The organism is Streptomyces sp. BHT-5-2 (assembly GCF_019774615.1).
Classification (GTDB): domain Bacteria; phylum Actinomycetota; class Actinomycetes; order Streptomycetales; family Streptomycetaceae; genus Streptomyces.
The window spans coordinates 1,342,798-1,368,344 of the sequence record NZ_CP081497.1 but is presented as its reverse complement, the minus strand read 5'-3'; the positions used below and the strand labels follow the sequence as shown (position 1 = coordinate 1,368,344).

Below are 25,547 nucleotides of genomic sequence, written 5' to 3'. Positions count from 1 at the left end.
CACGGGGCGCCCGATCATGGCGCTCCTGGACCTCTTGGGTCGACGCTGGGCGCTGCGAGTCCTATGGGAGCTACGGGACGGCTCATCTCCGACCTTTCGCCAGCTCCAGCAACGATGCGGCGGCGTCTCATCAAGCGTCCTGGCAGACAGGCTTCGCGAGCTTGGGCAGGCCGACCTCGTCGAGCACGCCGGCGAGGGCTACCTGCTCACTGGACAGGGAAGGACCCTTCTCGAACGTCTCGCCCAGCTCGATGCATGGGCCTCCGACTGGCGGCCCAAGGCGGCGGACTGACGGCCATGACTTGGCTGTTGGCGGCAAGGTCTGTCGCTGATGTGGCGGCGGCGACAGCCCAGCGGGTGGGTCGGAGCGCCCGTAGGAGACTCGGGCAGCAGTGCCGCGAATTGGTCCCAGAGCCGGTCAGCCAGCCATGACGGCAGGACGGGCGCAGTCTCCCCAGCGGTGTTGGACGACACTCTGCATGTTTATGAAGCATCAGGTTCGCGACACCCGCGATGAGCATGATTTGTGATCTTGCTGGGCAGTCTGTGCCTGCTTCGTGTACGACGACCGTGCGTGCACGAAGGACCTGGAAGTGCCGTACGCCTCAGTAGGCTTGTGCGTCGAACAAAGGGGTACGCATGAGCTTTCGCCTGAAGGCGATCACCCGTGAGGACCATCTGGCCTTCGTCCGGGCCCGGCCAGCGGTGAGTCACCTGCAGATTCCCTCGTGGGGAGATGTGAAGCCGGACTGGCGGGCGGAGGGCCTGGGCTGGTTCGACGAGAGTGACCGCCTCGTCGGCGTGGGGCTGGTGCTGCTGCGGCCGTTGCCGAAGCTGAAGCGGTACTTCGCCTATCTGCCGGAGGGGCCGGTCATCGACTGGGCTGCGCCGGATCTGGAGCGGTGGCTTGAGCCGATGCTCGCGTACTTGAAGGGGCGGGGTGCGTTCTCGGTGAAGATGGGGCCGCCCGTGGTGGCCCGCCGCTGGAGTGCCGAGGTCGTCAAGGCCGCCACCGCCGACCCACAGGCCCGGCGGCTGCGCGATGTGGAGGCCACCGTGCACGAACCGCGGGCCTTCGACGTTGCCGATCGGTTGCGCCTGCTGGGCTGGCAGCAGACCGAGCCCAGTGGCGAGGACGGCTTCGCTGCGGGCCAGCCGCGCTACGTGTTCCAAGTGCCCTTCGCCGGGCGATCCCTGGAAGAGGTCCAGCGGGGCCTGAACCAGCAGTGGCGCCGCAACATCAAGAAGGCGGAGAAGGCCGGCGTCAAGGTCGTCCAGGGCGGCTACGCGGACCTGCCCGCCTTCCACCAGATCTACGTGGAGACCGCCGAGCGCGACCGGTTCATGCCCCGCCCGCTGTCCTACTTCCAGCGTATGTGGACCGCGTTGAGGGCCGAGGATCCCGACCGCATGCGCCTCTACCTGGCCCAACACGAGGGTGAGGTGCTCGCGGCGGCCACGATGCTGACCGTCGGCGAACACGTCTGGTACTCCTACGGCGCCTCCACCAGCCGCAAGCGCGAGGTCCAGCCGAACAACGCGATCCAGTGGCGGATGATGTCCGACGCCCACGCGCTCGGCGCGGGCGTCTATGACTTCCGCGGCATCACCGACACCCTGGAGCAGAGCAACCACCTGCTGGGGCTCTTGCGGTTCAAGGCCGGCTCCGGCGGCGAGGCTGTCGAATACCTCGGCGAGTGGGACTTCCCGCTCAACAAGGTCCTGCACAAGGCCCTCGACCGCTACATGTCCCGCCGCTGATCCTGCGGCCGCCTCGTGCTGATCGTCGACGCCGATGCGGCGAGCGTGGAACGTCAGCTGCAGGCCGGCCGGTTGAACTGCCCGTCGTGCACTGCGGTTCTCGCGCCGTGGGGGCACGGACGGCCGCGGGAAGTACGCGGTGATCTCGGGACCCGTCTGTCCGTACGCCCTCGCCGGTCGCGCTGTTCGGCCTGCGGGACCACCCACGTGCTCCTGCCGCAGATGATGTGGCCGCGCCGGGCGGATACGGCCGAGGTGATCGGAGCCGGGCTGGAGATAGCAGCCCAAGGCATGGGCCACCGCCAGGTCGCCGCGCATCTAGGCTTGGCCGACGGCACGGTCCGCGGATGGATCCGCCGCTTTCGCGGTCGGTCCGAGGAGGTTCGCCGGCACTTCACTGTCGCCCTGGTCGCACTCGCTGACGACCCGGTGATGCCCGATCCGTCCGGGACGCCGCTCGGGGATGCCGTCTGAGGCGTTCTTGTGGTCTGAGTTCCGCACCGTGACGAAGTCCGCGACGGTCAGCCTGCACGGCAACTCCTACGAGGTCGACCCGTCACTGGCCGGGATGAGGATCGAGCTGGTCTTCGACCCGTTCGACCTGACCGACATCGAGGTGAGGGCCTCCGGCAAGGCCCTGGGCAAGGCGGTCCCGCACCACGTCGGCCGCCATGCCCACCCCAAGGCGAGTCCGGAGTCGCCGGCCGAGCCGGCGCCGCCGACCGGGATCGACTACCTCAAGATCCTCGACGAGGCGCACACCGCGAACACCGCCAAGGGCATCAACTACTCGTCCCTGACGAACGATTCACGGGCAAGCAGTGAAGCCGACCCGAGCCGAGGAACTGTACTTCGACCCCGAACCCGACCTGTTCATGCTCACGCCCCGCGAGCTGGCCGACCGAGCCCTGGCCCTGGCGGAGATCTGCTGCCACCGCACCGAACAGGACACCGGCCCTTTCGACACTCTCGCCGTCCGCACCGTTCCGCGCGGTCCGTCTCGCCGTCCGGCTCGCCCAGCGGACCGCAGCCGACGAATCAGCCGAACTGTCCGCTGCCCAGGCGGAGTTCTGGCCCTGCCCCAGGAGGATTCCTTGATCGACCGCGTCCAGGGCTACTACGGCTTCACCCGCGTCCCCTTCGGCAGGGACCTGGCCCTCCATGCTCCATCAGCACGATTCCCATCGAGAGGCCGCGGCCCGCATCGCGTGGTGCATCAACAACCGGGCGATCGGCGTGGTCACCGGCGAGGTCGGTGTGGGCAAGACCGTCGCCCTCAAAGGCGCCGTCTCCTCGCTCGACCCGGCCCGCTTCACCGTGATCCACCAGCCCAATCCGGAGGTCGGCATGCGCAGCCTCTATGACCGCATCGTCACCAGCCTCGGGGGCACCCCGAAGTACCAGTCGGCCGCTCTGGCAGCTCAGGCGTCCGCGGCGCTGGCCGCCGAGGTCGACAAGCGCGGCCGCACTCCTGCGGTCGTGATCGACGAGTCGCGTCTCCTCGACCACCACGAGCTGGACGCGATCCGCATGCTCACGAACTACGAGATGGACTCCACGACGCCGTTCGCGGTGTTGCTGATCGGGCAGCCCACGTTGCGGAAGCGGATGAAGCACGGTGTCCTCGCAGCTCTGGACCAGCGGATCTCGATCAGCTACCAGATGCCGATCATGACGAGGGAGGAGACCACCAGTTACATCAAGCACCACCTGACGATCGCCGGGCGATCGGACCCGTTGTTCTCCGACGACGCCGTCGACCTGATCCACCTCACCAGCCGCGGCCTGCCCCGCTCGGTCGACAACATCGCCCTGCAGTCCCTCATCGCCGCGTTCGCCGACGAGAAGAGCATCGTGGACGAGTCCTCCACACGCATCGCGATCAGCGAGACACACGCGACAGAGTGACGACGAAACCGACCACGTTCACGACGACCCCGGCGGCCTGACGGCCGCCGGGGTCATTTCACACCACGCCGTCGACAACCAGCACGTCGCCTTCACACACATCCTCAGCGTCGCTCAACAGCCCTGGGAAGGCGTCGAGGTCGTCCTGGAGTACGCCGAGGCTCGGCTGGTTCACGCCTGGTACTCGGTGAGGTCGATGGTGTGAACGCGCAGCGGATAACCGTGCACCGGGTGGGTCGTCTCGCGCTCCAGCACCATTCCGAGCTTGCGGATGACGTTCTCGGAGGCAGCGTCACCGGCCCGGCTGATGCTGATGACGTGGTCCAGGCCACGGTCCTGGAGTGCGAACTCCAGCGTGGCTTGGGCGGCTTCGGACGCGTAGCCCTGGCCCCAGAACTGTGCGCCGAGCCGCCAGCTGATAGCCACGGCGGGCCCTACCTCCGGCAGGAACTCGGGCACGGACAGCCCCGTGAAGCCGGCCAGTTCACCCGAGGCCAGCAGCTCGACGGCGAAGAGGCCGAAGCCCTCCTCGTCCCACTCCTCCTCCCACCACTCGATGGCCTCTGCCGTCTGGTCCAGGTCGCGCACCGAACCGTCGTCGATCCAGCGCATGACCCGCGGGTCGGCGTTGATGTCGGCCATGGGCACGAGGTCGTCGTCATGCCAGCGACGGAGCAGAAGGCGGGGGGTACGGATCTCAGTCATGACGCCCATCCTGCCGAAGGCAAAGGACTCGTCGATAATCGGCACTCTCAGCGCTGCCGCCCCCGGCCCCTGAAGGGCCGCAGGCGAACCGACGCAACCCACGCTTCGAACCGGGCGGTGCCGATCGCAAGACCAGTCCGGGTGAGATGGTCTGACAGGCTGCTTCGGTGCTCGAATATCGCCTCTGGCTTGCCGCAGTCCCGGAACCCATACCTGAAGCCGAAGCCCGTACCTACTGGAATCTGAAGGACCTCCCCACTCCAACCCTCGACGGAGCGTTGAAGCAGGCGCACTACGCCTACGTCGGCTCCTGGCAGGACGGCCATCTCGCGGAAGTGCCGCAGTCCGGCCGTTGCCCTGCCGTCCGGATCTTCGACTGGCTTTTCTACCGAGGGACCATCAACCGCTATCGAATACCGGTTCTGGATGCTCGACTGCGGGATGAACTCATTGACCTCTACCGGCCACGGCCGGGTGACCTGCCCGCAGAGTGCACAGATGCGGATCAGGTCGCTGCGTTCCTCACAAGGCACCTCGGTTGGGGCCTGCTACCGGAGGAAGCACCACCGCCGACCACTGCGCCGTCTCCGGGCGACACGGACACCTCTGCCGATGGGCAGGACGGCTGAGCCGATCTTCTGAACCTCAGCGGACTTCCCCGGAAGCCATGGCGTTTGGGAATACCGAAGAACACCGTTCGCAAACGACATGGCACCCGGCAGGTCAGCAGCCAGATGCACTGTGACAAGACAGCAGGTCGCTGCCGTACCTCGTTCGAGCACCGTCATCATTGACCGGTGACCACATGGATGCGTTGCTACTGGGACGAGGAAGATGTCTGGTTCTACTTCGAGGTCGACGCCGAAGGCTGGGTGACCAGGCAGGTCGAACTTCAAGGGCCTGGGCTGACACCGATCGCAGCCGCCTCTCTCGACGAATGGCAGCAGGCCCACGACGCAGGCCGCCTCGATGAGTACGACAGCAGGTTCGGGATCACAGCCGAGCTGCCCGTCTCAGATTGGGAAGGCCACGACCCCGAACAACTCACCTTCGAGGAGTTCGAGGAGGTCTGGGGTCCTGTCCGTCGCCAGATTGCATCCCGGCCCCGCTGACCTCTCGGCCGCGGAGGCTTCTTGGCATCATCGCGACATGACCCCGCCCCTTCCCCGCACCGTCCGAGCCGTCGACACTGCTCAGCTCCTGGACCTGGCCCAGGAGGCTGCCATGCACGGCTTCAGCCAGCGACTCCCAGTCGACTGGCTCCGAGAGCACCTCGCCGCAGAGGCGACGCACTACCTGTTCCCGACGCTCGTGCAGCGGCTCACGCACCGTCCCGAGACGCCGCTGCAGTGGAGGTGCCAGCAACTGCTGACTGTCAGCACCGGCGAACAGATCTGGGGTCTGCTCGACGTCCTTCCCGACACCTTCGACAAGATCCCGGAGACCCTGGACACGGCGTCCAAGAAGGAGATCGTCAGCCGCATGGAGCATGCCGTGACAGTGCGCGAGTGGGCGGAGCGGACGGCTGCTGATACCGGTTCTGAAGAAAAACCACGACCCTGAGATATGGGGCCCCGGACCTGGGCTGAGACAGCGGGGTTGCCGAACCCAGGAATACCTGCGGGACAGGCCAGTTGCAGGGAGCTACAGTCGGACCGAAGAGGGGGAATTGGTGGCGCTGAACAAGAACAGGAGTCGGAGAACGCCGTCCACCGCCGGGCGCGAGCCCGGGTGGAACACGCCCTGTCCCGGCTAAAGAACTGGAAAATCCTCAGGGACTGCCGAGACTCAAGGGCAACGGCGTTCACCAGGCCATGCTCGGCATCGCCCGTCTGCACAACCTCGCGTTGGCCGGTTGAGCGGTCCTGACAGCGGCGGCATGCTCAGCTCAGCGTCAAGTGCGCCAGGTCGATGTCCTGGCCACGAGCCCGGGCGAAGCACCGGCTCTTCCCCGTGACAATGAAGCCGCACTTCTCCAGCACGCGGATGGAGCCGGCATTGTCAGCGGCAGCGTCAACGTGCAGCGGCCTCGCGGGCTCCAGCTTGATCAGTTCAGCCAGGGCCGCAGTGGCAATACCCTGGCCCCAATGGGCTCGCCCGATGACGTACGTGACCTCACGCTCTGACGGCAGACCGAAGACAGCGGCGTGTCCTGCTACAGCGCCGTCAGCGAGAACGGTTCGCAAGATCACGGACGGGTCCGAGCATACCTTCGTCCAGTGCTGGTCGAAGTGGCCGCGATCGTAGTGATACTTCCTGGTCACAGCTGCCATCTGCTGCAACTCGGGGTCCGTCAACTGCTGCCAGAAGATCGGCAGGTCGCTGTCCTCAAGCTCGCGCATGGATATGCCCATAGGCGCACTCTCACTCTCCAGAAGATCGGTACCCAGGTAGCTGGTTCAGACTAGGCCCAGCTCGCAATTACGGGACAACCTTTAGCCCATGCGCGACGGGTGTGTCAGCGGGGTCGCCAGGTGCGGATTTCCAGGTGGGTGATATGGGCGCCGGGGTGGATGCGACCGGTTTCCAGCAGCCACTGCTGGACGGCTGCGGTCACGTCGCCCCCTGCTGCGTCGACGCGTTGAGCGAACTCGGCAGCGTCGAAACCACCAGTGGTGGCTGAGCCGTAGGAGCGTTCTTCGGTGTGATCAGCGCGTTGGACGACCTCGCGACGTACGCCGGGTGAGTCCAGGCGGCTGCCCGAGGCGTGGGTGTAGCCACTCTTTGGCATGCGGATGGTGAAGGCCAGGCGGAGGCGTTGGCGGGCTGCTTCGGCGATGAGGGGGCGTAGGCGGGTGGAGCCGGAGGCGATGGCTTGGGCGCCGGCGCGGCCGGTGCCGGTGCCGGTGGGGGTGATGAGGACGGCTTTGGTGCGTACGCGGGCGCGGGTGCCGGCGGCGGTGGTACGACGGGTGATGTGGGGGGCGGCGAGGGCGGCGAGTTCGCTGGTGTCGGTGATGCCGGCGTGGACGGCGGCCAGGGTGTGGCGGAGGGCGGGGACGAAGGCGGCGCCTTTGTGGCGTGTGTAGAACTGGGAGACGAGGGAGGGGTCGCGGTTGATGATGCGTGCGATGTCGCGTTTGGTGTAGCCGGCGGTGAGGAGCTGGTCGGAGAGTTGGGCTGCTTCGTTCAACGCGGGCTTAGGGCTGCGGCGTTGGGGGGGCATCAGGCGTCACCGCCGCGTGGGCTGGGGTGGAGGGCTGCGCGTCCGGCATCGCGCAAGGCGAGGAGTTCGTCTTCGGTGGTGGGTGCGGGGATGGGGCCGGTCAGGTGGCCTTTGTGGAGGTATTCGCCGGGCTGGCCGTGGTAGGGCCAGTTCTGGGGTGCGGTGAGGTAGACGGCGTCGGTACGGAAGGCGACGACGGTGCCGGGTGGGGTGTGGAGGGCGCCGACGTAGGTGTCGTCCTCGCGCATGCGCATGGACAGCAGGGCTGCGCGGGCGCCGGACCAGATGCCGGCGGCCCATTCGGGGTGGGCGTTGGGGTCGCGGGCGAAGCCGGTGGCGCGTTGCCAGGTGATGGCCTCGTCGTCGAAGCCGATGATTTCGGCGTCGGCGGGGACGTCGCGTTCGGCGGTGCGGGGGGTGGTGCCGGTGACGGTGCGGGGGCGTTGGGCGAAGGAGCCGATGCCGTAGAGGAGAAGGGCGCGTACGGCGCGGGAGGCGAGGTGGGCGGCCTGGCGTTGGGTGGGGTCGCCGTGGAGGCTGGCTTGGGCGGTGAGGGTGGCCCAGGCGTCTTTGAGTTTCTTGGACCAGTCGTCGAGGGGTTTGCCGTCCTGCCACAGCAGGCCGTCGAGGATCTCGATCTTCCAGGGACCAAGGGGGTTGGTGAGGGCGGTGTAGACCTCAGGTCCGCCGGCCCAGGTGGTGAAGGTGGTGCCGGGGGTGGCCGGGTAGTGCCAGGCGCGTTCGCCGGGGGCGGGGGCAGGCAGGAGGCCGACGTGATTCCAGGTGTCGGGGACAGTGACGCGGATCTGCCAGTGGCCGCAGCCGAAGAGGGCCTTGGTCTGTTCCTTCTGGCTCCAGGAGGCGAAGGTGGTGGCGGTGATGCGGCGGGGGGTGCCGACGGGGGATTTCCAGGTGTGCTTGGCGTAGGCGAAGGTGCGGTCGTATTCGACCAGGGCCGGCAGCTGCTCGGGAACCGAGGGCGGGGTGAGCAGTTCGGTGCGGCCTTGGCCTGCGGTGGCGTGGAGGAGGCCGCGGAGTTCTTCGGACAGGACGGGGTAGCCGTCGGCGAACTGTCCGCGGGCGGGGATGGTGCGGGTCCACAGGTCGCGGCCGGTCTGGGAGGGGGAGCCCATGATGACGGCGTCGGACCAGTGGGTACGCAGGGCCTTCCACAGCAGGACGAAGGCGTCGCGGATGACGGTGGGGTCGGCTCCCTCGGGGTCGAACCACTCCCCCACCGAGCGGATCTCGACGTGCTGCTGGCCATCTTCACGTTGGTAGCGGGCGACGGGGTTGCGGGCGTGGACGAAGTGGCCCGCCATCCGGTCGCGGCCGCGGCCGGTGTCGGTGCGCCATCCGGGGACGGGAGCATTCAGCCAGGCCGCGACGGCATCTCGCAGGAAGGGGTAGCGGTCGGCGTCGCGGTGCCAGGGGTCGCCTGCGGTGATGTAGAGGCGTTCCACGCCGTCGGGGAGGGTGTGGAAGACGGCCTGCAGGATGTCGGCGGCCGATCGGCTGCCGAGGTCGAGGTGGTGGGTCTGGTCGCGGTGGACCAGCATGCCGGTGGTGGTGTCGAGGAAGGCGGTGGAGCGGGCCTGCTGGGTGAAGTTCGGGCGGGTGGAAGCCAGGTTGACGGTGTGCCCGACCCAGCGGTCGCCTTCTGGCCCTTCGGGCAGGGACGGCAACACCCTCGGGGCCTCGGGCGTCGCATTGTGGTGCGCGGGCTGGGGTGTGGCAGGTGGCTGTGGCTCGCCGATGGGCGCAGTGGATGTGTGGGGCTTGCTGGTCTTGGCGGTCATGTCCGGGGCGGGGGCAGCCGGCGGCGGCTGAGGGGCAGCGGGTGCCGCCTGGTCGGCCTCGGGGCGGGGAGCGGGGGCTGTTGGGGGTGGCGGAGCGGGGGTGGTGAGGCTCTCGGGGGCCAGGATCGGGGCGATCGCGACGACTTCGGCCAGACTCAGACCGGCCGCCGGTGCGATACGGTCCGCTTTGGCCTTCTCGTAACCGGCCAGGGCGGAGATGCTACGCGCACGCTGCGCTTCGAGCTTGGCGACCTCGGCCTGCTTCTTCCTGATCTCATCACGCAGGGCGCGCAGTTCGGCGAGAGCGGCGGTGTAGGTCCTGCTGTCCATCACGGTCCCTTTCCGGCTGCCGGGTCAGCCGGTGGTGGTGTTGGTGGTGACGTATGCGATGGCGCCGCCCGAGTGCGAGATGAGACGGGTGCCGAGCAGTTGCTGGGCGAGGGCGCGGTCTGCTGGCTTTCGTGTCGTCAGTTCTATGGCTGGCTGGGCGAGGTCGGTGACGTAGCCAGCCAGTTCGGCGGCGGGGAAGGAGTGGCGGCCGTGCTCGTTTCTCTCCCAGGTCCCGATGTTGGTCAAAATGGCCACCACGAACCCTGAAAGCGTCACGGGCAACACTCCCCCGGCGGCGACGCTGGCTGCGTCGCAGCGCCACCAGCCGCGCAGCGCCTTAAGGATGTCATCGGGGGTAAGAGAGGCGGAGAAGCCGATCCAGTCGCGGTTCGGCTCGTCCGTCCACTGGGCGGAGTCGACCCGCAGGACGGCGATCTCTTTGGTGTCCAGCTGGGTCAGTGACGCTTCCCGACGCACGCTTAGGGCTTGAACGGTGCGAAGGGGAACCATGACGCGTACCCCCCGGCGGGAGAGCCCCGGGAGTAGTCCGGCGTGTACGAGGCGCCGGAAAGTGGTGACGGCACACCCGAGCTCTTCCGCTGCCTGCCCGGTTGTCAGGAGCATTTTCACCACCTACATGCGAACTCTGATATCAGATCAGGCATCAATTTTAGGGGGTGCCTGAAGGCGCGTCAAAGAATGCAGGAACGTCCTGGACCGCGCGGTCGGGCCCGGGTTCATTCATCGCCCGGGCCGGAGAGACAGCGTCAGGTGCGCGATACAGGAGGTTGAGGCGCGCTTCGTCCGCGGCGGGGCCTGTGGCCCCGACAGCATGGGTAGTGGGGGCCTGCCCTTCGTGTACCGGGCGGGCCTGGCGGCCCGGAGTGCCGGTGCTGGTGTACCCGGGAACGGCCGGGCACGTCTGCCAGCGTCACCGGCGCTGGCTCCTCACGCATCCCAGGAGGCCGGCGAGCATTCCGCTGGAGACCCTGCCCGAGGTCCTCACCGCTCACCGCCGCCACGCCGCTCTCGTGTGGGCCCGTCCGGATGCCGCAGACGTGGTGGCGCTCGCCGCGGCGGTGGTGTGGTCGTGGCAGGTACAGGGATGGAGATCCGAGACAGTCTGGCAGGACCGTGTACGTCGACTGGCCGCGGTCACGGGGTGCAGGCCGACGGCGGTGGTGCCGCATGCGCTGGTGTCCTATCCGGAGACCATCGCCGTGGCCCGGCTGCTCGGCGCCGCGTGCTGGCAGCAGCGGCTGCGCGGGACGGCCGCGGCCGAAGGGACCTTCGCCGCAACGGAATTGCTGCTCCGGGAAATCAGCCGCCAGGCTGCCAGGCCGTGGCTCGCGGACTGGCTGATCGCCTACACCCGCGCCAAGCCCAGGGCAGCCGTACAGGCCGATCCTCTCGATCGGTGGCTGTACCGCCTCACCGCCTGCGGCCTGCACCACAAGTGACGGCTTGTGGACGGTGCACCGGACAGCAGCTCGGCCCATCGAGTACGGCGACCGCGCGAGCTTCCTCACCGACGGCCGTCCCCGCACCGTGTGCGAAGAGGCCAGAGCAGCCTTTCTGACCGGCGGCTGGGAACCTGTACCCCCACCACGACCCGAGCCGGCCCCGTGCCTGTGACGTCTCCCAGCCCCGTCACAGTCTCCTCCGCCCGCGGCCCTCCCGACCGGGCCGCATCCCGTCAGCGGCTGCGGACCTCCCCCACTACACTCCGCGCCTTCCCCCGTACAAAGGAGAGACACACCATGGCACCGATCAGTCCGGAGTACGCCAACCGGCTGCTGGCGGAACTCACCGAGGGCTGCCCCGTCCCCGCGGCGCCCGCCTCGCTGTCCCGCTACACCTTTCAGTTCAGCAACCACGTCCTCATCGGAGACACCGCAGTCCGCGGCTACAAGTACAAGGGCCGGTGGCGGCTGGACGACCGGGACATCCGCAAGGCCGGCAAACGGCTCGCTTCTCTCCCGTTCGATCCGGACGACCTGGTCGACGCCTGCCTCTCGTCCGCCGAACACGGCCCGACGTGGCGCCCGCAGATCCGCCGCTGGTTCGCCGACACCTCCTACCAGGACCAGAGCACCAACGGGTGCCGCTGTGAAGGGCAGCGGCCGTGCAGCCTTACCCGGCCGAACCACCATGGACTGGGGTGCGGAGCGACCTTCGAGCAGGTCAAGGAACGCTACGGCCAGTGGCCCATCGCGTGCACCAGCCCCCTACCGCTGCTGACGTGGTCCGGCACCGCCTGGATGGTCCCGCGTGCCTACGCCGCTCTCCTCGACCGGGCGGACCGGATCGCCGCCGAATGCGTCGAACAGGCTGCCCGATGCAGCCGCTGCAACAAGGCCGGAGACGTCTGGAAGTGGCGCACGTCCAGCAACAGCGGCTACACCACCCTGTGCCCCGCATGCGCCGCCTCCGTCGCCCGCCCCTACAAGGACCATCTGCGCGGCAGGCTGTATGCGTCACTGCCGAAGAACTCGCAGCCTGAGGCATTCTTGTGCCGCTTGTGCCCCAGCCCGCGGCAGGCCGTGTACTGGGACCACTGCCACACACACGGATTCGTGCGCGGGCCGGTGTGTGCCAGCTGCAACACCTACGAGGGCGGCGGTCACAGGTTCATCCACCGGCCGGGCGCGGTCCGCCATCTCCTGCTGTGCGACGGCTGCCGCCGCGACAGGACCGTGCCGCCGCGCCATCAGTCCGACATCGTGCTGCAGACGTTCGTGCTCGACCCTCACGGCCCGTGTGCGCAGCCGCCCCACTCCGCGTGGGGGACGGTGGAGGAAGACGGATCGATCCGTTTCCGGATGCACTGCTGGCAGTGCGCGTCTGCACCCCAGTGGGAACAGGCCGTGCCGGCCGCTCAGGTCAGGCAGCTGGTAGAGGAGTTCGTCGACAAAGCCCTGGAAGCCGGTGACGACGCCCCCGGCCAGGACTCCGATTGACGGCCCGTGCCTCCTCATCGCCCCTCTTCCTCAGCTTTCCCTCCCGAGTCCGCCCGTGGACCGGGAGCCCGGCAGAAGGCGGCACCTCTGCCGCCTTCTGCCGGGCATCAGCGAAACCAAACACGTCATGGTCTACGTACCGCCCGCTCCTACCGGAATCCGTCCTGGGGTGACGGATGAGTTTCCTGAGTCAACCTCTATGCCGCCAGAGGCTCCTCGGCGGTCGTGTTGATCTTGTTGTTGGCCTGGTGGATGACGGGGTCGTAGCAGACGTCGTCGCGCCGGCAGGCCCACATCACCCGCAGCCAGGCCCGCGCCAGGATGCGGACGGCATGGGGGTGTCGCTTCTTAGGCGTCGTTGTAGATCTTGGCGGCCCAGTCGCTGCCGTGCCGGCTGTTGTCGGCGAAGACGGTCAGCGCGAGGCGGGCTCTGCGGTTGGTCGCGAAGCGGAAGGCGACCGTGCGGGACTTGCCCGAGGCGCGGGTGACGGGAACAACACCGGCTTCAGCGATGAGCTGTTCACAGGGCTGTACAAGTTGGGAGCGGGACAGATCGCCACCGTCCCTGGACATCCACAGGTTTCGCCGCAGTCGGTGGCAGCTCTCTACGGTGCTGTCCAGCCGACCAAGGGAGCAGAGCTGCGGTACGGGGTTGTCGTGGAGGGACTTGCGGCCGAGGTCATGGCCGAGCTACCGAACGACCAAGCGCGCACTGAGGTGATGCCCCTCATTGAGACCGTGCGGAGGAACCCACGGGCTTGGCCCGATGTCGGCGATCCTGGATCGTGGGAGGAGATCAGGGAGGCGTTCGGAAGGTGGTGCTGGATCCAGGGGCCTGGCCGATGACGCCAATGGGGATCTGCGGAAGGCTGCTCCTGGTTGGTCGTTCGTCGCGAGCATCGACGAGATGCAGGAACGCTGGGAGGCGCTCGTGAGGGAAGTCACGGGTCGTTTGGACTACGCCGCCGACAGCTTCCGGCGCAGCGCGGACGCCTACGTCGAGAACGAGGCCGCGCTGGATTCCACGTTTCGCAACCTCTACCGCTGAACGGCATACGACGCATGGTTACTTTCACGCAGCTTCTGGAACTGGACGTCAACGGCCTGGAGACGTTCGCCGACCGGTGGGGCCGCGTCCACAAGCAGATCAAAGAGGCCCGCGAGACCTTCCACGACGACGTCGTCCGCAAGCTTCACGATGATCACTGGAGTGGTGAAGGCGGTCGGAAGGCGCAGGAGTATTGCGACCGAGCCCAGACCGGGATCGAGGCCCTCGATGCCGAGGTCAAGAGTCTGCGCCGGTTCTTGGACGAGGAGGCCGACGGAGCCTCCGGCACGGGAGGAGTCAAAGGGTTCGAGGGGTTGCAGAATCAGGCGCGGGCGCTGCAGCAGGAAGCGTTCGGCCATGGCATGACGATCAACGACGACGGCAGTATCCAGTACGCGGTGATGTACGACCCCGATGCACCGGATGCGCAAGAGATCCTCGACGAGAGCAAGCGCATCGCCACCTCGCTGGAGGAGCGTGCCAAGCAGGTGCTCGGTACTGCGTCCGAGAACGATGAGTGGATCGCCTTGAGCCTGAAGGTGATCTTCGGGACGGTGCAGAACTTCGAGACCGAGGACCGTAGAAACAACGTCGACGAACCGACGGTGCACGATCACATGGTCCGCAATCAGCTCAACAACGTCGGAGCGATGGCGAATGCGCGCGGCTGGAAGAACGCGGCCGGCTTGGTCCAGCACTACCTGGACGGCAGCGGCAAGCCCGTGGAGGTCGAGCCTCAGCAGTTGATGCAGGACATCCCCCAGTTCCAGCGGGACTTCGACAAGACCATGGCCAACGACGTCAGCAAGCGTCCCGACGGCCCGTTCACCACCGAATGGCAGTCGACCGCGCCGGACCCCAAGGATGGTGAGAAGAGCCTGGACTGGTACTACGGCCTGAACCACTTCCAGTACCGCGTCGTGGGAGAGAAGCACGGCGACCAGGTCACTTACCACGTCGACGTGCAAAAGCGGTACGACTGGGGCATCCCCAGCGAGCATCGCCGCACGCAGACCGCCTTCGGAGGCCCGTTCAAGATGGAGCTGGAGCAAGCCGACCTCGCCCACCTCAACACCACCGGGCTGGCACGCGACTTCGATGTCAAAGGCAGCTCCGGCCAGATGCAGGCCACCCTGTGAGCCCCCGCTACGTCGGCCGCCACACCGGAGCACCGCTCCCCGATCCCGACAAGCCGCGGGCAGCACCCCGCCCCCGGCGACAGCCGCGATCACGTGGCGTCGATCGCCGCAAGGCCAGGAAGATTGCCCTGTGGACCGTGCTCGCCCTGTGCCTCGCGGTGTCCATCGCCGTTCTCGTCGGTCTCGTGCAGGGCTTCTACGAGATGCGTCACCCCTTGGGTGGCTGGTGCCAGGACAACTCGGCTTCCTGCGTGCGGCCCTGAACTTGTCGTCGTTTGACCTCAACTGCGCTGGGGGCGGGTATGGAGCAGGCAGTTTTCGAATCCGTCAGGTATTCCGCCGTGTGCCAGGAGTGCGGTGCGGAGGGTGCGGAGCTGGAGTGTTGGGGAGTTCAGTCCCTGGTGGGCGGCCGGTTGCGAGGGGACGTTAAGTCAACCTGTTCCGCCTGTCGATGTGCAGGAGCCGTGTGCGGTGGCGACCAGTGGGCCAAAGGGCGGGACCAGATGCTCTAACGAGCATGGCCCACGACGCTGGACGTGAGCGGTCCCTCGGCCAAGAGCGACACCATCATGCGCGTGCTGCGCGCCGAGCTTGGCCTTGACCTGAAAAGCGCCAAGACCGTGGTACGCCGCGTCGTGAGCGGTGATTACTCGGGAACACTTCCCAAGGTGGAGCACTTGGCCGCAAGTTGCGGGAGTCCGGCATCGCTGCTGTAGCTACTCGCCCTGGAGGTCGTCCCGTGACATCGAGGAACCAAACGCTCACCAAGGCGCTCAGCGCTTCCCGCGCTCACGCCACGGATGCGGCGCCCAGCGCCAGGGCAGATCTCGTCTTTCGATCGAACCTGCCGCTGAGCGTGCGCTTCGGTGCGGGACTGGAGTGGGCATAGCCACAGCCGACCACGCTGCCGGAACGACGGGTCAGTTGTCGGGGGTCTCGTCGCCGGCGGGTGCAGGTTCGTCCCCGAAGTCCACTGGTGCCGCCATCGCGGGATGGGCCAAGCTAGCCCGTATGGACTGGTTACCACTGCTCTCCACCGTCGTCGGGGCCGCGATCGGCATCGTCGCTACGCTCATCGCCGATCGGAATCGGTGGAAGCACGAGGATGACAAAGAGGCTCTTCGGCTGCGGCTCGACATCTACACGCAGTACACCACCACCGTGAAGGTCCTCGGTGAGACCCTGCGGGCCGTGGCCGAGCGCGAGCACCCTTCCGACGACAGGACGCTTGCGCTGCGCGAAGCCTTTCGGGATTCAGGCATAGCCATCGCATCAGAACGGATGTGGCTCATCGCCCCCCAACCCGTCGTCAAGGCCTCCAACAGCGTGTTCCACTGCCTGCGAAGCATCTGCGACGGCTACGTCGACGGCACTGCCGTCAGCAGTCCAGAAGATCGCGCCCGCTGGGAGGCACGCGGCAAAGCAGCCGCCCAGATGCGCAAGCTCATGCGTGAAGACCTCGGCGTTGGCCCACTCACCGAACGCCACAGTCCCCTTCTCAACGACTACAGCAACCCCACCGCGCAGTGATCGCGATTGTGGCACCGACGTCATCCGGCTCACCGGAATCGATCGCCGCTTCTGCGTCCTCACAGAGCCGCAGGGCGTCAGGGATGATCTCCGCACGGCGCGGTGGACTCCTCCCGGCTGGAACCAGCGATCCGTTCGGGGCGACCGCTACGGCGATACCCCGCAGCCGAGCCTGAATGGCCGCGTAGGTCATCTCCAAGAACGGTTGCCTGCGGCTTCCAGGAACGCTTCACGACCACCGACGTCCGCGATGACGGCGAGAATCAGGAACACCCGCCACGGGAGCGCACGAGTGTCGGCGGGCGTATGGGACCGGACCACCAGGACGCTGACAGTGGTCGCTCTCTGTCAGCGGTTGTTGGGGTTCAACAGCGTGGCGGCCGCGGCGACGAAGGCGACGGATGCTTCCTTGGCCGCATGGCGCAGGGCGTCCAGCTCGGTTTGGTCGATGGCCTTGCGCAGCGCGTACGTGGCCTCTGCGGCCTGCTCGGCGAGGCCGGCCAGCTCAGGGACCAGGACCTGAAGGCGGATGTGGGGCACGGTGATTGCCGCCCGGGTGTCGTGGGACCTCGTCTGGGCTGGAAGCTGGTGCTCGGTGCCTGCCTCGGTCAGGGCCAGGCGCTCCCGGTGGAACATCGCCGAGCGGTGCGAGTCCAGGGCGGCCGCGAAGTCGGCGACGGCGCCGAGCCGGTCCTGGCGGTGGCCCTCGGCGCGCTCCTCGGCGCGTGCGGTGCGTGCCGAACGGTGCTGGAGGAGTCCGGCGGTCAGGGCACCGGCGAGGGTACCGAGCACAGCAACGATCGAAGGCCATATGGACATCAGGTATTGGGGCCTCTCGGGTAGTCGGTTTCGGTGGTGAGGTCGGCGGACAGCGAGGTACACGGCAGCGCCTTCGGTGTCACTCACGTGCCGCACCACATCGTCGACCGCCCGTCGACACCGCGGTCACGGTCCGATCCAGCGTCGCGCGAGCCGGCGATGTATGACAGCGCCACCTCGCGTTGGTCCCGCTGCGCCGAGCCCTGACGTCCGGCAGTGACACCAATGCCACAGCTCGTCCCAGACCGCGAACACCATCACCGACAGCACGTCAGCCTAGCCCGCCGCCCTTCCTCGGCGGCGAGAAGCCCGGCGCTTGTGAGCTGACCAAGCCGGACGTGGCCGTTAGATCTTGAACGACTCACAGTCGATGGTGCACGTGACCGCCGGTGTGCCGGCGCCGCCGCAGCCCTTGGGGTGCGGCGGCCACACCCATCCCGGCGTGAGCAAGTCGGCGAACAGGTCGTGCTGTACGTGCAGGCCGGTCGGTGTGCCGGCGCTACTCGACCCCGATGTGTCGCCGCCGTCTCATTCTTCCAGGAACGGTCGCAGCGCCTTGTTGGTGGCCTCCTGCATCCGCCGCTGGAGCCGCCGGGGATCGGCCAGGGCGTCGGGCTCGGCGAGCAGTACGTGCAGTGCGCCGGTGACCGCGCCGATGAAGGCGCCGACCATGGCGGCCGCCTGTACCGCGTCCAGTTCGTCGGGGAACGCTGCTTGCAGGTGCCGGGCGATCTGCAGTTGGGCGTCCAACTGCTCTTGGAGGGCTCTTCCGCGTACCGCGGGAACGGACTGTATGAGCCGCATCCGGAGTCGGGCCGTCGAGTCGGCCATTTCCGTGTTGGCTTCGTTGACCTGCTGCAGTGCCCGCATGAGCAGGTCGGCGGGGCGGTCCTGGGGCCCACGTGCCTCGATCGTGGCGAGCGCGGCGGCAACACGGGCGCTGCTTTCGGGGAAGAGCAGTTCCTCCTTGCTTCCGAAGTAGCTGAAGAACGTCCGTGTGCCGATCTCGGCCGCATCGGCGATGTCGGCGATGGTCGTCGCCTCGTAGCCGCGGCGTTCGAAGAGGTCGGCAGCGGCGTCAATGATCTTTTGCCGGGTGCGTTCCCGTTTGCGTTCACGAAGCGAGGTCATGCCCAGCAGCGTAGTGCACCCAATGCATGACTGCATCGAGTGCAGAATTGCACTTGGTGCAGCTATCTTTCGTTCATGACGAACCGAGCCGTTCTGATCTCCGGAGCCGGCATCGCCGGGCCCACACTCGCCTACTGGCTGGCCCGCCACGGCTTCCAACCGACCGTGGTCGAACGCGCGCAGGGCCTGCGCTCCAGTGGCAGCCCCGTCGACGTGCGCGGCCCGGCCCTCTCGGTCGCCGAGCAGATGGGGATCATGCCCCGGCTGCGTGCCGCGGGGACCGAGGTGACCGAAGTGAACTTCGTCGACGACTTCGGCCGCCGGGTCGGCCGCATCCCGACGCAGGCGAGGAGGGGTGACTCGGTCGAGCTGCCCCGGTTCGACCTGGCGACGATCCTCTTCGAGGCGGCACGCGAGGAGGCCGAGTTCCTCTTCGGCGACTCCATGGCCGCGCTGCACCAAGACGCGGGCGGCGTCGACGTCGCCTTCGAAAAGGCCCCGCCGCGCCGATTCGACCTGGTCATCGGGGCCGACGGACTGCACTCGCGGACCCGGCAGCTCGCCTTCGGCCCCGAGGCCGCCTTCGTGCGGCACAGGGGAGTCTGGGTCGCCACCATGCCGGTGGACGACCTCAACCTCGACCGGCACACGGTCCTTTTGCACAATGCGCCCGGTCGGGCCGTCGCACTGCACCCCTGCCGTGGGAAGGCCATGGCCGCGTTCCTGTACCGCGGGCCCGGCGACGCAAGCTTCGACCACCGGGACACCGCGGACCACAAGCGCCGTCTCATCGATGCCTACAGCGGCGCCGGGTGGTGCGTCCCTGAGCTCCTTCAGCGCATGCGCGAGGTCGAGGACCTCTACTTCGACTCGGTGAGCCAGGTCCGGCTCGATCGCTGGTCCACCCGCCGGGTGGCACTGCTGGGCGATGCCGCCTCCTGCGTATCGCTCTTCGCAGACGGCTCAACCCTGGCGATGGCCGGAGCCTCGACCCTGGCCCAGGCGCTGGCCGCAACCCCGGCGGACCACGAGGCGGCCTTCCACCGCTACGAAAGGGAACACCGCCACCTGGTAGCGCCCAAGCAACGCGCCGTCAGGCAGGCGACCGCACTGCTCATCCCGGCCAGCCGGTTCGGCATCGCCGCCCGGAACGGGGCGACACGGCTCTGGCCCTTCGCGTCAGGCATCCGACTGATACACCAAGGGCTGCGTCGGCGCCGAGCGGCCTCGCCTGATCCGGAACCGTCGAAATGATCAAACGCCCTGATGCGACGGGTGCGCATGTCATCGGTCGTCTCCGCATCCCGCGTGGCCGCAACCACCGCAGAATCCCGCGTCGTTGCAGGGGCATGGGCAGGGGCCTGTCTTACGGCTGCGCACCGGGGCCGGTGGTTGCGTCGGGGTGGGTGCCGTGTGGCGGGTTGTGCTCTCCAGGAGACGGAGGCGTTCGGACCGGGGAAGACCACGGAGGCGTTCGGACCGGGGAAGACCATCGAGCTCGGTGAGCGGCTGCAGAGCCGCCGGAAGGCGGCGATGCCCACCGGCGCGTTCACCGCGCGGATCGCCCGCTGCCGCAGCACGACGTCCACGGTCGAACCGAGGCGGCCCGCGAGCGCGGAGGACAGCTGGCCCGCAAACGGGCTGATCGCGAACGCCTGCGCGGTCTGCCGGAGGTGGTCGCGGCGCGGCGGCGGTGCGCGGGTGTGGCGCGGCGGGCCGGAACCCGGCCGGAGCGGGTGTTCGGTCTGGCGCATGCGGTGGTGGCACTCTGGTGGGAGCAGGCGTTGCGCAGGGCGCCTCAGGTGATCTGGCCACACTGTGGCACAGCCAACGTGGCTTTCGGGGCCGACAGTTGGATGGGCTCTTCGGGCTGTCGTCGGCAGCGTGGTGAGCGTGAGTGTGGTGCCAGTGAGGCGGTCTCGATCAGGTCAGGGCGGGGCTGGATGCGGCGCGGGCGCGATCCGCTCGGCGGGCGGAGCCACGCCCGCCGGTTCCGGAGTGCCACCAGCCGCTGCCGCCCCGGCCGCGGCACGGCGGTGCGAACCTCGACCGCTGCTCCCGGCGGAGCTGTGGGTGTCGGCAAGGCTGCTCCTCAGGTGCCCCGGAACACGTCGTCAGCCGGTGGCGGTGGCGTGTTCCATGCGGGCGCTGCCGGGCGCAACGCCGTGGTGGCGGCGAGTAGCGACCCGGCAGCCGTCCCTCGCCGCCGGGTCCCGTTCACCGCCCGCGGATCAGCTCCTCCCGATCCGGTAGTGCGCGGCGGCGTTGTCGTGGAGCACGGCCTCGACGTGCTCGGCGCCCACCAGGTCGGCCAGGCGGTGCAGGTCGGCGTCTTCGAAGGGGCGGCGGGCCCTGGTCGAGGGGAGGTCGGAGCCGAACATCAGGGCGGTGGGGTCGGCCTTGACGATGGCCCGGACCGTCTGGTCGATGTCGAGGTCCACCCGGCCGAACCCGGTGGCCTTCACCTTCGTACCGGTCTCCACCAGGCGCAGCAGGTGCGGCAGCCCTTCGCTGGTCAGGCCGAGGTGGTCGATGCTCACCGAGGGCAGTGCGCTCAGCGTCGCATGCAGGTCGGGCAGGTCGGCGGCGTCGATGTACAGCTCGGTGTGCCAGCCGGCCACCTCGTGCACCCTGCGGGCGAGGGTGTCCAGTTGGTCGAGGGTCTCGGAGCCGCCACGGCGGACGTTGAACCGCACGGCGCGTACGCCTTCGGCGTCCAGGTGGGCGATCTCCTCGTCGGAAACCGTGGCGGGCAGTTGCGTCACGCCGACGAAGCCCGGCCCCAACTGCCGCAGTGCGTCGATCAGGTAGCTCTGGTCGAACGCCTGGAAGGATCCGGAGACCACTGCTCCACCGGACACTTGGAGGGCGGCGGCCCGCTCACGGAAGTGGGTGACGGTGAACTCCGGCGGCAGGTAGCCGTTGTTCTCCACCAGCGGGAAGCGCTGGTCGATGATGTGGAAGTGGGCGTCGAAGACACGTGCAGTCATGAACGGGGCGTTCCTTTCAAAGGGGTTGATCAGGACCCGACTGGGACAGGGTCCGGCATTCCGCCGGGGCGGTGTGCGCCCGGCGGCGTACTTGGGCCTGGCGGATCACCTCGGGCAGCGCGACGGCGGCCAGCAGCATCACCACCATGCGCAGTACCTGCAAGGTGGCCACCACCGGCCCCGAGCCGATGTCGTGCGAGAGGGCGAGCACCCCGTAGATGCCGCCCGGGGAGGTGGCCAGATAGGCGTCGGTGAGCGGGACGCCGCAACAAGCGGAGGCGCCCATGGCCACCGCGAAGCAGCCGCCGATGGTCACCGCGATGAACAACAAGGTGCGCGGCAGCAGCCGTACGAACAGCGCCATCGCCGCCCGCGAGAAGGATCCGCCCGCCTGCCACCCCACCAGGATGTACGCCGCCTCCTTGATGGCCTCCGGCACCTCGGGCACCACCCCGCCGGGGGCCGCCAGGCCGAGCGTGAGCGCGGCCAGGAGCGGGGCAAGCAGGTAGGGCGCGGGCACCTTCAGCCGCTCGCCGGCCCATCCGGCGCAGGCGACCACCCCGGCGAGCGCGAGTACTCCGCTCACCGTCCAGGGTGCGCCGCCCGTCGGCCCGCCCAGGTGGCCGCCGCCCCCGGTGGCGCCGAGCAGCGGGATGACCACCGGGAGGGTTGCCGTCACCACCAGGAGCCGCAGGTACTGGGAGAGCGAGACATAACGCTGGTCTGCGCCGAGTTGGTCGGCGATGGTGGAGACCGTGCTCGCGCCTCCGGCGATCATCGCCAGGATCCCGGTGTTCGGTGTCACCTCGCCGCCCGAGGCGCGCGTCAGCCACAGGCCGCAGCCGATGCTGATGCCGAGGGTGATCAGGATCGACACGGCCGCCAGACCGAGGTACCCGGCGACGTCGTCGCCGTGCAGTTGAGTGAGCGGCAGCGCGGTCAGCACCCCGATCACCCCCTGGGCCAGGCGGACCAGTCGCCTGTGTGGCACGAGTTGGCCGCCGGTGCCGAAGGCGAGCACCGCCGCCGCCAGCATGGCCCCGATCAGCCAGCCGCCCATCAGCCCGATGCGTTGCAGTGCGAACCCGAACACGGTCGTCAGCACCACGCATCCGGTCCACCGCCAGCCGACCGCGGTCATGACGCCGCCGCGAGCCGGGCCGGTGTCAACTCGGCGAATGCGACCCCGTCGAAGATCTTGCGCGCGGTGCGCACCACACTGGCCCTGGCCGGCCTGCCGCCGTCGCTCGCGATGCCGATCCGGATCACTCCGCTGGGGTGCTCCAGCGTGTAGTCGCCGGACTGCGGGGGGTGCGGCACGATGTCGCGCGCCACCGTGCCGGGCAGGGCGAGCGCCGAGCCGAGGCAGACGGCCCCGGAGACGGCGTGCGCCGGGTGGCAGCTGGTCGGCACGAAGTAGCGGGAACGGATGGTGGCGTGTTCGGACGGCGAGAGCAGCATCACCTTGGGCACCACCCGACCGGCGACGTCCCCCATCCCCATCAGCTTTCCGGCCTGACAGCGCAGGAACTCGATCCGTTCCAACAGCGCCTGGTCCGAGTCGAGTTCCGCCGGGCTCTCCAGACCCGCGACACCGAGGTCGGCGGCACGCATCAAGACGGCGGCCACCCCGGCATCCACGCAGGAGACCTCGAGGCCGTCGATGACGTCCCTGGGGCTGCCTGTGGGGAAGAGCGACCCGGTGGTGCCCCCGGTGAACCCGGTGAACGTCACACCGACCGGCGCCGCACCGCCAGGCACCCCATCAACCGCCGTCTGACCGTCGTAGCGCACGACACCGCCGGGCGTCTGGACAGTGAGGATGACATCCGCCCCGGTGTTGACCAGGTGGACCCGCACCTCGGTGACGTCGCCGGTGACCGGGACCATCCCACGCTCGATGGCGAACGGCCCAACGCCGGTCAGCAGGTTACCGCAGGTGGGTGTCCAGTCGACGGTGTCGGTGGCGATGTCCACCTGGGCGAACAGGTAGTCCACGTCGGTGCCGGGCGCGGCGGACGGCTCGATGATGGCCACCTTGCTGGTGGTCGTCTGCGCCCCGCCGATTCCGTCGATCTGCCGGGGGTCGGGCGAGCCGAGCAGCGCCGGAAGTAAGAGCTCCAGCGGGACATTGGTGGCGTCGACGGCGTCCCGGGTCAGATAGAGCCCCTTGGAGGTACCGCCGCGCATCAGCATGGCCGGAACGCAGAGCATCATGCCGCCTTCCCCTCCGGTCGGGCGGCCGCCTGGCCGGCCGTCTCGTACGTGGCGTACGGGACCGGCGCGATGGCGGACTCCTTGAGCTGCTTGGGGACGAAGGGCTGGACGATCAGGCGGTGGAGCGAAAGATCGTGCGAGTAGTCCAGGCCGATGCGCCACTGCGGCGTCCGCTGAGCCGTGTTGTAGGTGCCGAACATCCGGTCCCACCACGGGAAGATGAAGCCGAAGTTGCTGTCGGTGTTGACGATGTCGTCGTTGTGGTGCGGCACATGGAGGGCCGGGGTGAAGACGATGGTGCGCAGCACACGCTCCACCTTCCACGCAATGGCGACATTGCAGTGGTGGAAGATGGCCATGATGAACGAGAGCGTGGCGAAGACGGTGAAGTAGGACGACGGCACGCCCAGCATCACGGCGATGACGACCAGCACGATCTGATGCATGACTTCTTCGGCGGTGTGCACCCGGGCGCCCGTGGTGGCGTCGAAGTCCTCGTCCAAGTGGTGAATCTGATGGAACCGCCACAGGAAAAGGTTGCGGTGACTGAACCGGTGGAACCAGTATCCGGCGAAGTCGAGTGCCACCACGGTCAGCACGATGCCGGGCAGCGCCGGCAGCCCGGCGATCCAGTGGGTGCCGATCCGCGGCTGGCACAGGTGGGTGACGGTGACCGTGGCCGCCGGGATGACCAGGTGGTTGATGACGGTGAAAGCGAGGTTGCGCACCTTCCGGGCATGGCCGCGCACCAGCCGGTCCCACTGGGTGGCGACGATCTCGATCGTTGCGATCAGGGCGAGCCAGACGACCTGGATCACGATGGACATGCTTTTCTTCCCCCTCAATGCCATGGCCCGCCCTGTGCGCATGGGTCACCTGCGCACAGGGCGGGCCGTTGGTGGTCAGACTGCCCGCCACACCATTGCAACCAGCAGTTGAGTCCACTCGACCAGCAGTTGATGAGATCGACACTCCCGCCCCCAGATCGCATTGTCAACCGTAAGACGAGTCACAGCGACTGTTTTCAACCACCGGTCGACCTGGGGGGTTTGACGATGATTCACTGGAACCGTGACAGATCTGAGCGCGCACCCCAGCTTGGCCGAACGGATCGACACCCTGTTCAGATCCGGCCGCCCCGACGGCAAGCCCTGGACCAACGACGAGGTGGCCGCCCAGATCAAGACCCACCATCCCGAGGTCAAGGTGAGCGGCGCGTACCTGTCCGCGCTGCGTACCGGCAAACGCAGCCGACCCTCGATCGAACTCCTCACCGCACTCGCCGAGTTCTTCGGGGTCCCGGTCTCCCGGCTCACCGACACCCAGGCGCCACCCGCCCTCGAGCACCAGATCGCCGCCCTTCCACAGCTCAACCAGGCCGGCGTGCGCTCCATCATGCTGCGCGCGATAGGGGTCAACGACGACGGCCTGAGGGCCGTCGCCGCGGTCCTGGACCACGTACGGCAGTTGCAGGGGCTCCCGCCCGTCTCCAGCGATCAGGAAGCCGAATGAAGCTCAGCACCGGGCTGCGCGCCAGACGGTCCGGTCGCGAACGCCTGCGCCAGGTGCACGACCGGTGTTCGCGGCGGCTTCGCGACCTCGGCTTGGACCAGGCCCGCGACGTCGATGAAATCCTGGCGGCCGCCCAGGAGTTAAGCGGCCGCGTGATCGAACTGGTGCCGTTCGAACTCCACAGCACCACGGTGCACGGAATGCTGGTCTCCACCGACGCGGTCGACTACGTCGTCTTCCAGCCCGGCACCCCCCGACTCCACCGCGAGCATGTGATACTGCACGAGCTGAGCCACGTCATCTGCGACCACAAAGGCCACACCACAGACGCCGGCCACGGGCTGACAAGGACGCTGGGACGGACCAGCTACGAAGACCGCCAAGAAGCCGAGGCCGAGATGATGGCCTCCCTGCTCGGCGAGCGCACCAGCCGCAGCGGCCGGCTCCCCGGCCCCACCACGGACCGGCTGCTCGAACGGGTGCTGCAATCGCTCGCACCCGACAACCGCAAGCCGGGCGACCGGTAAGGGGG

26 protein-coding genes and 3 pseudogenes are annotated in these 25,547 nt (G+C 68.1%); 17 read left to right on the top strand and 12 right to left on the bottom strand.

The window, feature by feature from the left end:
• The first annotated feature begins 16 nt into the window (after positions 1-16).
• From K2224_RS33980 to K2224_RS33960, 5 genes and pseudogenes are all read left to right on the top strand, one after another.
• Positions 17-292, top strand: coding sequence for a helix-turn-helix domain-containing protein (locus K2224_RS33980; RefSeq protein ID WP_260693644.1), 276 nt, complete (start codon positions 17-19; stop codon positions 290-292).
• A gap of 347 nt (positions 293-639) precedes the next feature.
• Positions 640-1,761, top strand: coding sequence for a peptidoglycan bridge formation glycyltransferase FemA/FemB family protein (locus tag K2224_RS33975; protein ID WP_221910992.1), 1,122 nt, complete (start codon positions 640-642; stop codon positions 1,759-1,761).
• A gap of 15 nt (positions 1,762-1,776) precedes the next feature.
• A complete protein-coding gene (locus K2224_RS33970; RefSeq protein WP_221910991.1) occupies positions 1,777-2,235 on the top strand; it encodes a DUF6431 domain-containing protein in 459 nt (152 codons plus the stop codon).
• Positions 2,225-2,377: pseudogene (locus tag K2224_RS41800) on the top strand (Mu transposase C-terminal domain-containing protein); the annotation flags it as partial. The gene K2224_RS33970 and the pseudogene K2224_RS41800, both read left to right, overlap by 11 nt.
• 478 nt (positions 2,378-2,855) lie before the next feature.
• Positions 2,856-3,669: pseudogene (locus tag K2224_RS33960) on the top strand (ExeA family protein).
• Positions 3,670-3,840: 171 nt separating this feature from the next.
• Here the strand turns inward: K2224_RS33960 and K2224_RS33955 are convergent.
• Positions 3,841-4,374: a GNAT family N-acetyltransferase gene (locus K2224_RS33955; protein WP_221910990.1), complete on the bottom strand. Its 534-nt coding sequence runs from the start codon at positions 4,372-4,374 to the stop codon at positions 3,841-3,843.
• 167 nt (positions 4,375-4,541) lie between these two features.
• Between K2224_RS33955 and K2224_RS33950 the strand changes: the two genes are divergently transcribed.
• The 4 genes and pseudogenes from K2224_RS33950 to K2224_RS33935 all read left to right on the top strand — a co-directional run.
• The gene (locus K2224_RS33950) at positions 4,542-5,003 is read left to right on the top strand and encodes a hypothetical protein (RefSeq protein ID WP_221910989.1); all 462 of its coding nucleotides are present in this window, start codon (positions 4,542-4,544) and stop codon (positions 5,001-5,003) included.
• A gap of 168 nt (positions 5,004-5,171) precedes the next feature.
• Positions 5,172-5,486, top strand: a complete 315-nt coding sequence (locus tag K2224_RS33945; RefSeq protein WP_221910988.1) for a hypothetical protein — start codon at positions 5,172-5,174, stop codon at positions 5,484-5,486.
• Positions 5,487-5,523: 37 nt separating this feature from the next.
• A complete protein-coding gene (locus K2224_RS33940) occupies positions 5,524-5,937 on the top strand; it encodes a hypothetical protein (RefSeq protein WP_221910987.1) in 414 nt (137 codons plus the stop codon).
• Between the two features lie 153 nt (positions 5,938-6,090).
• A pseudogene (locus K2224_RS33935) lies at positions 6,091-6,233 on the top strand (transposase); the annotation flags it as partial.
• 24 nt (positions 6,234-6,257) lie between these two features.
• On the opposite strand, the gene K2224_RS33930 reads toward K2224_RS33935, so the two are convergent.
• The 4 genes from K2224_RS33930 to K2224_RS33915 form a co-directional block, all read right to left on the bottom strand.
• The gene (locus tag K2224_RS33930) at positions 6,258-6,728 is read right to left on the bottom strand and encodes a GNAT family N-acetyltransferase (RefSeq protein ID WP_221910986.1); all 471 of its coding nucleotides are present in this window, start codon (positions 6,726-6,728) and stop codon (positions 6,258-6,260) included.
• Between the two features lie 104 nt (positions 6,729-6,832).
• Positions 6,833-7,540 carry a helix-turn-helix domain containing protein gene (locus K2224_RS33925; RefSeq protein WP_221910985.1) on the bottom strand — a complete coding sequence of 236 codons (708 nt, stop codon included), beginning with the start codon at positions 7,538-7,540 and terminating at the stop codon, positions 6,833-6,835.
• Positions 7,540-9,669: a hypothetical protein gene (locus K2224_RS33920; RefSeq protein ID WP_221910984.1), complete on the bottom strand. Its 2,130-nt coding sequence runs from the start codon at positions 9,667-9,669 to the stop codon at positions 7,540-7,542. The genes K2224_RS33925 and K2224_RS33920 overlap by 1 nt, the downstream gene beginning before the upstream one ends.
• Positions 9,670-9,693: 24 nt before the next feature.
• Positions 9,694-10,293, bottom strand: a complete 600-nt coding sequence (locus tag K2224_RS33915) for a helix-turn-helix domain-containing protein (protein ID WP_221910983.1) — start codon at positions 10,291-10,293, stop codon at positions 9,694-9,696.
• Between the two features lie 260 nt (positions 10,294-10,553).
• Between K2224_RS33915 and K2224_RS33910 the strand changes: the two genes are divergently transcribed.
• On the top strand, positions 10,554-11,129 hold the full coding sequence (locus K2224_RS33910; protein ID WP_221910982.1) for a hypothetical protein: 576 nt from the start codon (positions 10,554-10,556) through the stop codon (positions 11,127-11,129).
• Between the two features lie 300 nt (positions 11,130-11,429).
• Positions 11,430-12,629, top strand: a complete 1,200-nt coding sequence (locus tag K2224_RS33905; protein WP_221910981.1) for an endonuclease domain-containing protein — start codon at positions 11,430-11,432, stop codon at positions 12,627-12,629.
• A 348-nt stretch (positions 12,630-12,977) separates the two neighbouring features.
• Here K2224_RS33905 and K2224_RS33900 read toward each other — a convergent pair whose 3' ends face one another.
• Positions 12,978-13,202, bottom strand: coding sequence for a hypothetical protein (locus K2224_RS33900; RefSeq protein ID WP_221910980.1), 225 nt, complete (start codon positions 13,200-13,202; stop codon positions 12,978-12,980).
• A gap of 489 nt (positions 13,203-13,691) precedes the next feature.
• On the opposite strand from K2224_RS33900, the gene K2224_RS33895 reads away from it, so the two are divergent.
• From K2224_RS33895 to K2224_RS33885, 3 genes are all read left to right on the top strand, one after another.
• Positions 13,692-14,816, top strand: a complete 1,125-nt coding sequence (locus K2224_RS33895; RefSeq protein ID WP_221910979.1) for a hypothetical protein — start codon at positions 13,692-13,694, stop codon at positions 14,814-14,816.
• Positions 14,817-15,352: 536 nt separating this feature from the next.
• Positions 15,353-15,532, top strand: a complete 180-nt coding sequence (locus tag K2224_RS33890) for a hypothetical protein (protein WP_221910978.1) — start codon at positions 15,353-15,355, stop codon at positions 15,530-15,532.
• Between the two features lie 295 nt (positions 15,533-15,827).
• Positions 15,828-16,346, top strand: coding sequence for a hypothetical protein (locus K2224_RS33885; RefSeq protein WP_221910977.1), 519 nt, complete (start codon positions 15,828-15,830; stop codon positions 16,344-16,346).
• Positions 16,347-16,694: 348 nt separating this feature from the next.
• Here K2224_RS33885 and K2224_RS33880 read toward each other — a convergent pair whose 3' ends face one another.
• Positions 16,695-17,138, bottom strand: a complete 444-nt coding sequence (locus K2224_RS33880; RefSeq protein ID WP_221910976.1) for a protein kilB — start codon at positions 17,136-17,138, stop codon at positions 16,695-16,697.
• A gap of 555 nt (positions 17,139-17,693) precedes the next feature.
• The gene (locus K2224_RS33875) at positions 17,694-18,296 is read right to left on the bottom strand and encodes a TetR/AcrR family transcriptional regulator (RefSeq protein ID WP_221910975.1); all 603 of its coding nucleotides are present in this window, start codon (positions 18,294-18,296) and stop codon (positions 17,694-17,696) included.
• Positions 18,297-18,371: 75 nt separating this feature from the next.
• Here K2224_RS33875 and K2224_RS33870 point away from each other — a divergent pair, with 75 nt between their 5' ends.
• Positions 18,372-19,550, top strand: coding sequence for an FAD-dependent monooxygenase (locus K2224_RS33870; protein WP_221910974.1), 1,179 nt, complete (start codon positions 18,372-18,374; stop codon positions 19,548-19,550).
• A 977-nt stretch (positions 19,551-20,527) separates the two neighbouring features.
• Here the strand turns inward: K2224_RS33870 and K2224_RS33865 are convergent.
• From K2224_RS33865 to K2224_RS33850, 4 genes are read right to left on the bottom strand one after another with little or no spacing between them, the layout of a single operon-like run.
• A complete protein-coding gene (locus tag K2224_RS33865; RefSeq protein ID WP_221910973.1) occupies positions 20,528-21,286 on the bottom strand; it encodes an amidohydrolase in 759 nt (252 codons plus the stop codon).
• Positions 21,287-21,302: 16 nt separating this feature from the next.
• On the bottom strand, positions 21,303-22,394 hold the full coding sequence (locus K2224_RS33860) for an AbrB family transcriptional regulator (RefSeq protein ID WP_221910972.1): 1,092 nt from the start codon (positions 22,392-22,394) through the stop codon (positions 21,303-21,305).
• A gap of 29 nt (positions 22,395-22,423) precedes the next feature.
• A complete protein-coding gene (locus K2224_RS33855) occupies positions 22,424-23,503 on the bottom strand; it encodes a PrpF domain-containing protein (RefSeq protein WP_399020860.1) in 1,080 nt (359 codons plus the stop codon).
• Positions 23,500-24,330 (bottom strand): sterol desaturase family protein, encoded by an 831-nt coding sequence (locus tag K2224_RS33850; protein WP_221910971.1) that lies wholly within the window; start codon positions 24,328-24,330, stop codon positions 23,500-23,502. Before K2224_RS33850 ends, K2224_RS33855 begins: the two co-directional genes overlap by 4 nt.
• Positions 24,331-24,574: 244 nt before the next feature.
• Between K2224_RS33850 and K2224_RS33845 the strand changes: the two genes are divergently transcribed.
• Positions 24,575-25,015, top strand: coding sequence for a helix-turn-helix transcriptional regulator (locus K2224_RS33845; protein ID WP_221910970.1), 441 nt, complete (start codon positions 24,575-24,577; stop codon positions 25,013-25,015).
• Positions 25,012-25,542 carry an ImmA/IrrE family metallo-endopeptidase gene (locus tag K2224_RS33840; RefSeq protein WP_221910969.1) on the top strand — a complete coding sequence of 177 codons (531 nt, stop codon included), beginning with the start codon at positions 25,012-25,014 and terminating at the stop codon, positions 25,540-25,542. The genes K2224_RS33845 and K2224_RS33840 overlap by 4 nt, the downstream gene beginning before the upstream one ends.
• Positions 25,543-25,547: the final 5 nt, after the last annotated feature.